Source organism: Microbacterium sp. HMWF026, assembly GCF_003061325.1.
GTDB classification, from domain to species: Bacteria; Actinomycetota; Actinomycetes; order Actinomycetales; family Microbacteriaceae; genus Microbacterium; species Microbacterium testaceum_E.
The window spans coordinates 1-9,983 of record NZ_QAJB01000263.1 but is presented as its reverse complement, the minus strand read 5'-3'; the positions used below and the strand labels follow the sequence as shown (position 1 = coordinate 9,983).

At 70.6% G+C, this 9,983-nt stretch carries 8 protein-coding genes and 1 tRNA gene; 1 reads left to right on the top strand and 8 read right to left on the bottom strand.

Annotated elements, in window-relative coordinates; genetic code table 11:
- Positions 1-22 precede the first annotated feature (22 nt).
- The 8 genes from nusG to gabT form a co-directional block, all read right to left on the bottom strand.
- A complete protein-coding gene (nusG, locus tag DBR36_RS10355) occupies positions 23-1,144 on the bottom strand; it encodes a transcription termination/antitermination protein NusG (RefSeq protein ID WP_108319123.1) in 1,122 nt (373 codons plus the stop codon).
- Between the two features lie 60 nt (positions 1,145-1,204).
- Positions 1,205-1,480 (bottom strand): preprotein translocase subunit SecE, encoded by a 276-nt coding sequence (secE, locus tag DBR36_RS10350; RefSeq protein WP_108319121.1) that lies wholly within the window; start codon positions 1,478-1,480, stop codon positions 1,205-1,207.
- 42 nt (positions 1,481-1,522) lie between these two features.
- Positions 1,523-1,595: transfer RNA gene (locus DBR36_RS10345), tRNA-Trp, on the bottom strand.
- Positions 1,596-1,766: 171 nt separating this feature from the next.
- Positions 1,767-3,128: an NAD-dependent succinate-semialdehyde dehydrogenase gene (locus tag DBR36_RS10340; protein ID WP_108319119.1), complete on the bottom strand. Its 1,362-nt coding sequence runs from the start codon at positions 3,126-3,128 to the stop codon at positions 1,767-1,769.
- 22 nt (positions 3,129-3,150) lie between these two features.
- Entirely contained in the window at positions 3,151-4,716 is a 1,566-nt protein-coding gene (locus DBR36_RS10335; RefSeq protein ID WP_108319117.1) for an APC family permease, read from the bottom strand.
- Positions 4,713-5,585, bottom strand: coding sequence for a universal stress protein (locus tag DBR36_RS10330; protein ID WP_108319115.1), 873 nt, complete (start codon positions 5,583-5,585; stop codon positions 4,713-4,715). The genes DBR36_RS10335 and DBR36_RS10330 overlap by 4 nt, the downstream gene beginning before the upstream one ends.
- Positions 5,582-7,042, bottom strand: coding sequence for an NAD(P)/FAD-dependent oxidoreductase (locus DBR36_RS10325; protein WP_108319113.1), 1,461 nt, complete (start codon positions 7,040-7,042; stop codon positions 5,582-5,584). The genes DBR36_RS10330 and DBR36_RS10325 overlap by 4 nt, the downstream gene beginning before the upstream one ends.
- A gap of 91 nt (positions 7,043-7,133) precedes the next feature.
- Positions 7,134-8,483 (bottom strand): 4-aminobutyrate--2-oxoglutarate transaminase, encoded by a 1,350-nt coding sequence (gabT, locus tag DBR36_RS10320; protein ID WP_181373555.1) that lies wholly within the window; start codon positions 8,481-8,483, stop codon positions 7,134-7,136.
- Between the two features lie 92 nt (positions 8,484-8,575).
- Between gabT and DBR36_RS10315 the strand changes: the two genes are divergently transcribed.
- A partial coding sequence (locus DBR36_RS10315; protein WP_108319109.1) for a PucR family transcriptional regulator occupies positions 8,576-9,983 on the top strand: 1,408 nt, incomplete at its 3' end.

Below are 9,983 nucleotides of genomic sequence, written 5' to 3'. Positions count from 1 at the left end.
GTTCGCGGGGACGCGCGGGGCGTCAGACCATCTTGGTGACCTGGTCGAACGACAGCTCGACGGGGGTCTCGCGCTCGAAGAGCGACACCAGAACCGTGAGCTTTCCGCTCTCGGGCTTGATCTCGCTGATCGTGCCGGGCAGACCCGCGAACGAGCCCTCCTTGATCGTGATCGTCTCGCCGGCCTCGAAGTCGACCTCGGCCGGGATGACACGCTGAGCGGTCGGGGCGCCCTTGGCGGCTCCGGCCTTGGCGGGAGCGGACTCCTTGACCTCGACGAGGCTCTTCAGCATGTTGAAGGCCTCTTCGAAGCGCAGCGGCGTGGGGTTGTGGGCGTTGCCCACGAAGCCGGTGACACCGGGGGTGTGACGGACGACCGACCAGGTGTCTTCGTTGAGGTCCATGCGCACCAGCACGTAGCCGGGGATGCGCACACGGTTGACCATCTTGCGCTGGCCGTTCTTGATCTCGACGACGTCCTCCATGGGGACCTCGACCTGGTAGATGTCGTCCTCGACCTCGAGCGTCGACTTGCGCTGCTCGATGTTGGCCTTCACCTTGCGCTCGAAACCGGCGTAGGAGTGGATGACGTACCACTTGCCCGGAAGCGAGCGGAGCTCCGCGCGGAACGCGTCGTAGGGGTCGAGGTCTTCGTCGTCGGCCGCGTCGACGTCGGTGGGCGCATCGGCGGGCGACTCATCGGACTCGACCTCGTCGACGACGGATGCCGCGGCCGAGACCTCGTCGACGAAGTCCTCATCGAGGACGGGCTCGTCGGGCTCGCCGTTGACGTCGGGTCCGTCGTAGGGGGTGACCTCGTCGGCAGCCTCTGCGGCCTCTTCGGCCTGCTCCTCGGCGAGGGAGTCGTTCAGCACCTCTGCGGCGGCCTCGGCCTCGCTGGTCTCGTCGATCTCGAGAGCGTCGTTCACGATCGCGTCCGCCTCCGGGTCGGTGATGTCGATGTCGCTCAGGTCGGCGTCATCGGCGTCGGTCTCGTCGTCGACGATGTGGACGGCCGAGTGCTCGGCCGAGTCGGAGGCGCGCTCCTGCGACTGGAGCACGTTGCCCTCTTGGGCTTCGTCGTCCTCGCTGGACTGCTCGGCTGCCGTCGCCCAATCGGCGTCGTCGACATATCTTTCAGACACTGTGATCTCTTCCGTTCAGAGGCGGCCGCTCTTGGCGCCGCGCGTCCGCCCAGACGCCGGTCAGGCGCCGGCGGTACCGGGGACGCCGAAGACGGCGGTGGTGATCCACACGAACAGCACGTCGAGGCCGTAGACGATCGCCATCATGACGACGACGAACCCGAGGACGACGGCGGTGAACTTGAACAGCTCCTGCCGCGTCGGGGTGACGACCTTGCGCAGTTCCGCGAAGACCTGACGAATGAAGAGGGCGATCCGCGCGAAGAAGTTCAGCTTCTTCTCGCGGGGCGCGCCGCGCTCGGCGACGATCTCGCCCTGCGCCTCGTCCTGCGTCATCGAACCACCTAGGTCTGTGTCTGTGCCAGCGTGCGCTGTGCGCAGGGCGGACAGGAATCGAACCTGCAACCTGCGGTTTTGGAGACCGCTGCTCTGCCAATTGAGCTACCGCCCTAAGATCCCGAGGGATCCGGGAAGCGAGACCCGCACGCTCTCGCCTGGAATCTCTCGGGGAGGGATGCCGCGTACCCGGGGGGCACAGCGAAAGAATGCAGATTTCGACTGCATGTCCCAGTCTATGTCATGTCCCCCGGCGAGGCGAACCGGCCGGGGGACGCGACACTGATCAGGCCGAGCGGATGAGCTTCTTGTTGACGAACTCGTCCGCCGCCAGAAGGCCCATCTCGCGCGAGGTGCCGCTGCGCTTGACCCCGCCGAACGGCAGCTCGGGCGAGTCGGCGAGCACGACGTTGACGTACACCATGCCGGCCTCGATGCGGTCGGCGATGCGCTGGGCCTGCTCGGCATCCGTGGTGAAGACGTACGAGCCCAGGCCGTAGCCGGTGCCGTTGGCGATCTCGATCGCCTCCTCCTCGCTCGACACGCGGTAGACGGTACCGACGGGGCCGAAGAACTCCTCGCCGTAGGCGTCCATGTCCTTCGTCACCCCGGTCAGCACGGTGCCGGGGTAGAAGGCGCCGTCGCGCTGACCGCCCACCTCGACCGTCGCCCCCTGGGCGACGGCGCGCTGGACCTGCTCGTCGAGGCGCTCGGCGGCGGCCAGGGACGACAGGGGTCCGAGCACGGTGTCATCGGCGAACGGGTCTCCCACCTTCGCCTCACCGAGCGCTGCGGTGAACTTCGCGAGGAAGCCGTCGTACAGGTCGTCGGCGACGATGAAGCGCTTGGCCGCATTGCACGACTGGCCGTTGTTGTCGAGGCGGGCATCCACGGCGGCCTGCACGGCGGCATCCAGGTCGTCGGTGGAGAGCAGGATGAACGGGTCGGATCCACCGAGCTCGAGGGCGACCTTCTTCAGGTGCTGGCCGGCGAGGGCGGCGACGGCCGACCCGGCGCGCTCGGAACCCGTCACCGACACGCCCTGCACGCGCGGGTCGGCGATGATGGTCGCCGCCTGGTCGTTGGTCGCACGGATGTTGACGTAGGCACCCTCGGGCAGACCGGCGTCGCGGTAGATCGCCTGCAGCGCCTCGGCGGACTCGGGGCACTGGGGCGCGTGCTTGAGGAGGATCGTGTTGCCCACCGCCAGGTTCGGCGCGGCGAAGCGAGCCACCTGGTAGTAGGGGAAGTTCCACGGCATGATGCCCAGCAGCACGCCCAGGGGCGAGCGGCGGATCACCGCGGATCCCTCGGCCAGGATGTCGAGCGGGGTGTCGCCGGTGATCTTGTCGATGTTGTCGGCGTAGTACTCGGTGATGTCGGCGGCGAAGTCGACCTCGCCCTCGGCCGCGGCGAGCGGCTTGCCCATCTCGCGCACGATGATCGCGGCGAGCTCGTCACGGCGCTCACGGTGCAGCTCGGCAACACGGCGCAGCGCCGCGGCGCGGTCGGCGGGTGCGGTGCGCGACCAGGCGCGGTACGCGTCGTGGGCGGAGGCGATGGCATCCTGCACTCCGGCATCGGTGAGCGTGTCGTACTCGGCGAGGGTCTCACCGGTGGCGGGGTTGACGACGGCGTAGTCGCTCATGGTGCTCCTTTTCGTTTCGTTGTCAGGACGTGCGGCGACGGCGGGCGCTGGCGGGCGCCTCGCGTCCCAGGGTCTCACCGCGGAAGAACGCCGGGCTCTTCACACGCTGCGCGATCATCAGGACGACGCCGACCACGATGATGACGACCGTGATGACGAAGACCAGCCCCACACCGCCGATCTCGGAACCGGAGCCGTACGAGGGATCCGCGCTGTCGATGAGGGTGGTCACGAACAGCACGGCCAGGATGACACCGCCCACGAGCGGGGCCAGCAGCGTCAGGAAGACGTTGCGCGCCGAGTCGAACCACTGCTTGCGGAAGTACCAGACGCACGCGAAGGCGGTCAGGCCGTAGTAGAAGCAGATCATCGCGCCCAGGGCCGTGATGGTGTCGGTCAGGACGTTCTCGCTCAGCACGCGCATGATCGCGTAGAAGGCGGAGGCGACGATCGCGGACACGATCGTGGCGTACCCGGGGGTGAAGAACCGCGGGCTGACCTTCGCGAACGTCCGCGGCAGGGCGTCGTAGTGCGCCATCGCGAGGAGCGTGCGGGCGGGCCCCACGAACGTGGCCTGCAGTGACGACGCCGAGCTGGTGAGCACCGCGAGCGAGACGAGGAACGCCAACGGGCCGAGGATCGGTCCGGAGAGGTGGAAGAAGACGTTCTCCTGGATGTCCTCGTTGCCCAGGCCCAGCTCGCCCGTGCCGTTGCCGGCGAACATCAGCAGCGCGACCGCGATCAGCAGGTACAGCGCCACGATGAGGAACACGGTGACGGTCGCCGCGCGACCGGGGGTGCGGTCGGGGTCCTTGGTCTCTTCGTTCATGGTGAGGATGACGTCCCATCCCCAGAAGATGAAGATCGACAGCGACAGGCCGGCGGCGAAGGCGCTGAAGGAATCGACCTCGAACGGGTTGAACCACGACGCCTGCACCGGGCTCGGATCGAAGGCGTTGCCGTTCATCATCTCGACGACCGCCGCGCCCGCGAACACCAGGAGCACGAGGATCTGGAAGCCGACCAGCCCGTACTGCAGGCGCTGCGTGGTCTGCAGATCGCGGTAGGACACGATCGTGGCGAGCAGCATGAACAGCAGGCACACCGCGATGTTGATCGGCACGACCCGCGTGAGCTCCGCGATCTCGGCGTTGCCGGTGATCTGGGCGATGAGCAGGAACAGGAAGTCCACCGCGATCCCGGCGAGATTCGACAGCACGATCACCGTCGCCGCGACCAGCCCCCACCCGGCCATCCACCCGACCCAGGGCCCGAAGGCGCGCGCGGCCCACGTGAACGAGGTGCCGGCATCCGGCATCCGGGAATTCAGCTCCCGGTAGCCGAGCGCGACCAGGAGCATGGGGATGAAGCCGACGAGGATGATGGCCGGTACCTGGAACCCGACCGCGGACACGGTGGGCCCGAGGGCGCCGGTGAGCGTGTACGCGGGGGCGATGGTCGAGATGCCGATGACGACGGCGCCGACCATGCCGATCGACCCGACCCGCAGGCCCTTGTTGGAGATGCCGGTGGTGACGGCGGCGTCGGGGCCCGGGGCGGGGCTCGCGTCGTTGCGAGATGAGGTCATGAGGAGGTCTCCGAGGTGCGCGGCACCACGATCATGGGGACGGGCAGGGCGCGGAGGATCCGCCCTGCGGTGGAGCCGAGGAACAGTCGGCGCGGCTGCGCGAGCCGGCTCGACCCGACCAGCGCGACCTCGCCGGGCAGCCAGTCGATGCGCGACACGGCATCCTCGATGTCGCTGCCGGCGCCCACGAGCGCCTCGGCCTCGATCTCGGCGGGCAACGAGCCGCGCACGGTGTCGAGGACGTCCTGCGCGTGCGCCTGAGCGGTCAGGCGGGTCAGGCCCGCATCGACGCGACCGGGAAGGTCGACGCCCGCGAGCGACAGCAGTCGCAGCGGAGCGTGCGCGCGCTGCGCCGTCGCCACCGCGGTGTCGAGCAGGACGTCGGCGCCGGGTCGGGTGCCGATCGCGGTGGTGATGCGCGGCAGCCCCACCGACGGATCGACGTGGCGCGCCCCCTCCGGGGCGAGGGCGACGGGAACGGGAGCCGAGTGCACGAGCTCCTCGGCGGTCGTGCCGAGACGGTGACGACCCCGCGGGCCTCCCCCGCCGGTGCCGACGACCAGGACGGCCGCCCCGAATTCCTCGGCGGCGGCGACGAGACCGTCGGACACGTCGGCGGCGTAGCGGACGTGACCCCGGATGCCGGGGAACGGCGCCAGGGCGTCGCGCAACCACCCGCGGGCGGTGTCCTCGACGAGCCGATCGTACGAGGCGTCGCTGGGGATCGAGACGTTCCCCTGCGCCGACGGCAGGACGACGACCACGTGGACCGAGGTCCCGAGGGCCGTGCCCAGGCGGGCGCCCAACGCGAGGGCGTCCGCGCCCGCGTCGGTCGCCGTGTAGCCGACGACGACGCGGTCGCCGCTCATCCGCGCGTCCGCTCGAGGATCTCGTCGGCGGCGCGGTGACCCTGACGGATCGCCCCGTCGACGTGCTGGTAGCCCGCACCGGCCATGTCGCTGCACGCGAGGTGGATCGCCCCCACGGGCTGACGCTGATCGGCGCCGTAACGGTGCAGACCGCCGAGGTCGAAGCTCGCGGCGTACGCGCCGCGCGTCCACTCCTCGGTGCCCCAGTCGCTCTCGTAGTACACGACGGGGTCCTTGGCCTGCGGACCGTAGTAGCGCGCCAGGGAGTCGAGGATGCGCGCCTTGCGCTCCTCAGCGCTCAGGCGGAACAGGTCGTCGGCGTTCTGGTCCGAGACGAAACCGACGAGCGTGCCCCGCTCATCGCCGTGGTTGGTGTTGTCGTAGGCCTCGTGGCACAGCTCGTAGGGGCTGAACGCGGTGCCGGACAGGCCCTGCTCGCGCCAGAACGGCGTGTCGTAGACGGCGTGCACCTTGATGACGAAGCCCATCGAGATGTGCTGGTGCATCTGGTGCTGCAGGCGCGGCAGCGGCGGCTCGAACGAGATACGCGAGTAGAGAACGGGTGCGAGCGCCAGAATGGCGAAGCGCGCGCGTACCGTCACGCCGTCGGCGACGACCGTGACGCCCGCCGACGCCGTCTTCGCCGTCTCGACACGCGCGGTCAGGGCGCGCAGATCCTCGACCCGCCGCCCCGTCCCCGCGTCGACCGATCGCTCGGCGGCGGCGGACTCGTCGCCCCAGATGATGCGGCGCACGGGCTGGTTGAGCAGCACGTCGTCGCCGAGACGCTCGGCGAGCAGCTCGGGCACCTGCTGCAGCCCGCCGGTGACGCGCTTGTCGAGGATGAAGTCGGCATCCACCAGGTGCGAATACGAGCCCGCGGATGCCGCCATCAGCAGCGACTGCAGCAGCGAGAAGGTGTGCGTCGGCTTGGTGAGCATCGCCGAACCGGTCGCGAAGGCGAGATTTCGCACGGCCTCGTCGTCATCGGTCTGCTGACGCAGCCAGGCGTCCCACGAGATCTTGTCCCACTCGTCCGCGCGCGGGTGCTCCCACGGCTTGTCGGGGTCGATCTCGGCGACCATCGCGTCGAGCTTCGCCGTGATCTCGTCGATGACCTTCTCGGTCTCGGGCGCGACGGGGAACATCTCGCCGGTGAAGCGCTTGGCCTGGCCGTCGGCGCCGACGTAGACGCTGTCGCCCTCGCGGTAGCGGCTGTAGGTCGACAGCCCCAGCTCGGCGACGGTGTCGATCAGCGCGGTCTGGTCGGGAGAAACCCACTGCCCGCCGAGCTCGAGCATGGCGCCGTCGATGACGTCGGTCCACAGGCGCCCGCCGACGCGGTCGCGCGCCTCGAGCACGACGACCGAGAGGCCGGCCTTTCGCAGGTCGTTCGCGGCGGTGAGGCCGGCGGCGCCGGCACCGATCACGACGACGTCGCGGGTGATCTCGTCCATGGGATCTGCTTTCTCTTTCGCGTTCGCGTTCAAGGGGGTGGCCCCGACGACGGCGGGCTCTTCGGGTCCTCCGCCGCCGTCGGGACGCCGGTCAGCTGCGGGCGAGGGCGGCCGCGACCACGTCGAGGCCCTCGGTCAGCAGCTCGTCGCCGATCGACAGCGGAGGGAGGAACCGGATGACGTTGCCGTACGTGCCGCACGTGAGCACGATGACGCCCTCGGCGATCGCTCCCTTGGCCACCGCCGACGTGAGAGCCGCGTCGGGCGCGCCCGTGGTGGGGTCGACGAATTCGACGGCGATCATCGCGCCGTGTCCGCGGACGTCGCCGATGCGCGGGTCGTTCTGCTGCAGCGCGTGCAGGCGGTCCTTCAGCAGGACGCCGATCTCGCGGGCGCGCTCGACGAAGCCCTCGTTCTCGAAGGCGTCGATGGATGCCAGTGCCGCGGCGCACGCGATCGGGTTGCCGCCGTAGGTGCCGCCCAGACCGCCGGTGTGGGTGGCATCCATGATCTCGGCGCGACCGGTGACGGCGGCGAGCGGAAGGCCGCCCGCGATGCCCTTGGCGGTGGTGACGAGGTCGGGGACGATGCCGAAGTGCTCGCTCGCGAACATCGCACCCGTGCGGGCGAAGCCGGACTGCACCTCGTCGGCGATGAAGACGACGCCGTTGTCACGGCACCAGTCGACGATCGCGTTGAGGAAGCCGTCGGCGGGGACGATGAAGCCGCCCTCGCCCTGGATGGGCTCGATGATGACGGCGGCGAGGTTCTCGGCGCCGACCTGCTTCTCGATGACCGAGATCGCCTTGGCCGCGGCCTCGGGTCCGGTCAGACCGTCGCGGAAGGGGTACGACAGCGGGGCGCGGTAGACCTCGGCCGCGAACGGGCCGAAGCCGCTCTTGTACGGCATGTTCTTGGCCGTGAGCGCCATGGTCAGGTTGGTGCGGCCGTGGTAGCCGTGGTCGAACGCGACGACGGCCTGGCGCTTGGTGTACTTGCGGGCGATCTTGACGGCGTTCTCGACGGCCTCGGCACCCGAGTTGAACAGCGCGCTCTTCTTGGCGTGGTCGCCCGGGGTCAGGCGGTTCAGCGCCTCGGCGACCGACACGTACGACTCGTACGGCGAGACCATGAAGCACGTGTGGGTGAACGCGGCGACCTGCTCCTGCACGGCCTTGACGACCGCGGGGTGGGCGTTGCCGACGCTGGTGACGGCGATGCCCGAGCCCAGGTCGATGAGCGAGTTGCCGTCGGCGTCGACGACGACCCCGCCACCGGCGGCGACGGCCTGAATGGGCACGGTGTGACCGACGCCGGATGCCACGGCGGCGGCCTTGCGCTCCAGCAGCTCCTGCGAGCGCGGACCGGGGATGGCGGTGACGAGGCGGCGCTCCTGGGCGAGGGACGGACCGCCGACGAGGGGGAGGGTGTCGAGGCTCATGGCCGCGATGCTACGGACGGCGCAGCGAGCCTCGCACTCTCCTGCGTGTACAGTCGCAGGCGCCGTCGTATACGAGTCGTACAGGAGTGTCCATGGCCGACGCCGCCGTCGCCCCGCCGAGTCTGCGCGCGCTTCTCGCGCGCTCCGACCTGCGCCTGCGCCTCGTCGTCGACGAGGCCGACCTGCCCGCCGGGAGCATCGACCGCCCCGTGCGCTGGGTGCACTCCAGCGACCTCATCGACCCCACGCCGTTCCTCAGCGAGGGCCTGGTCCTGCTGACGACCGGCACGCAGTTCGACGACGCGGCCGACTACCCCGCCTACGTGGGTCGCCTGCTCGCCCGCGGTGTCCGCGCGCTCGGATTCGGCACCGAGGTCGTGCGCGACGGCATCCCCTCCGGTCTGACGACAGCCTGCCTGGAGGGCGGGATGCCGTTGTTCGAGGTCCCGTACCGCACGCCCTTCATCGCGGTGGCGCGGGCCGGCGCCGAGGCCATCGCCGCCGACGCCTATGCCCGCCGCAGCTGGTCTCTCGCCGCCCAGCGAGCCGTCTCGCTCGCCGCTCTGCGCCCCGACGGGCTCTCAGCCACGCTCGCCGAGCTGTCCCGCCAGCTCGGCTGCTGGGTGGGGCTGTTCGACGCCGCCGGGGCGCTGCGCACGGAATACCCCCGAGGCGGCCTCGAGGCGGGCGCCGTCGAGGCGGTGACCGGCGAGGTGATCGCCATGCTCCGGCGCGGGACGCGCGCGGCCTCGCCCCTGCGTGCCGAGGGCGTGTCGGTGACGCTGCAGACCCTCGGCCGCGGCGGACACCTGCGCGGCGCGCTCGCGATCGCCGCGGACGACCTCGACCACGAGGCCCGCAGCGTCGTGACCGCGGTCGTCGCGATGGCGGCCCTCGCCCTCGAGCAGCAGGACGGGCTCGGACGGGCGATCGGCACCTTCCGCGCGGGCCTGATCCAGTCGCTGTGCACGGACGACCCCGCGCTCGCGCGCCGCGCGGGCCGCGACCTGTTCGGCCCCCTGCCCGCGGCGCCCGTCGTGGTGGCGCTGACTCCCCCGGCATCCCTCCGCTCGACGGCGCTGACCGAGTGGCTCGAGGTACGCGCCCAGGAAGGGCGGGGCGAGCTGTTCTTCGGTCGCGGCGACGACGGGATCGTGCTCGTCGTCCCAGCGGGCGCCCGCGCGCCGCTCGACGAGATCGCCGAGCGCTTCGAGCTGGTCGTCGGATGCTCAGCCCCCACCGCGTACGACGGATTCTCGAACGCCCTCACCCAGGCGCGGACCGCCCGAGACCGCCTCTCGACCCCCGGAGTCGCCGACTTCACCGACACCGCGCGCGCGGGGCTGCTCGCCGCCCTCGGGTCCGAGGCCGCCCGCACGGTCGCGCTCGGCGCGCTCACGCCGCTGCGCACCCACGACGCGGCCCAGGGGTCCGCCCTGCTCGACACCCTCGACGCGTGGCTCGCCCACGACTGCTCGCACGAGGGGACGGCGCAGGCCC

Bases quoted from the DNA above. Each gene is read 5' to 3' on its own strand.
- DBR36_RS10325 (WP_108319113.1), bottom strand. From the start codon at position 7,042: ATGGACGAGATCACCCGCGACGTCGTCGTGATCGGTGCCGGCGCCGCC.
- DBR36_RS10340 (WP_108319119.1), bottom strand. From the start codon at position 3,128: ATGAGCGACTACGCCGTCGTCAACCCCGCCACCGGTGAGACCCTCGCC.
- DBR36_RS10330 (WP_108319115.1), bottom strand. From the start codon at position 5,585: ATGAGCGGCGACCGCGTCGTCGTCGGCTACACGGCGACCGACGCGGGC.
- gabT (WP_181373555.1), bottom strand. From the start codon at position 8,483: ATGAGCCTCGACACCCTCCCCCTCGTCGGCGGTCCGTCCCTCGCCCAG.
- DBR36_RS10335 (WP_108319117.1), bottom strand. From the start codon at position 4,716: ATGACCTCATCTCGCAACGACGCGAGCCCCGCCCCGGGCCCCGACGCC.
- secE (WP_108319121.1), bottom strand. From the start codon at position 1,480: ATGACGCAGGACGAGGCGCAGGGCGAGATCGTCGCCGAGCGCGGCGCG.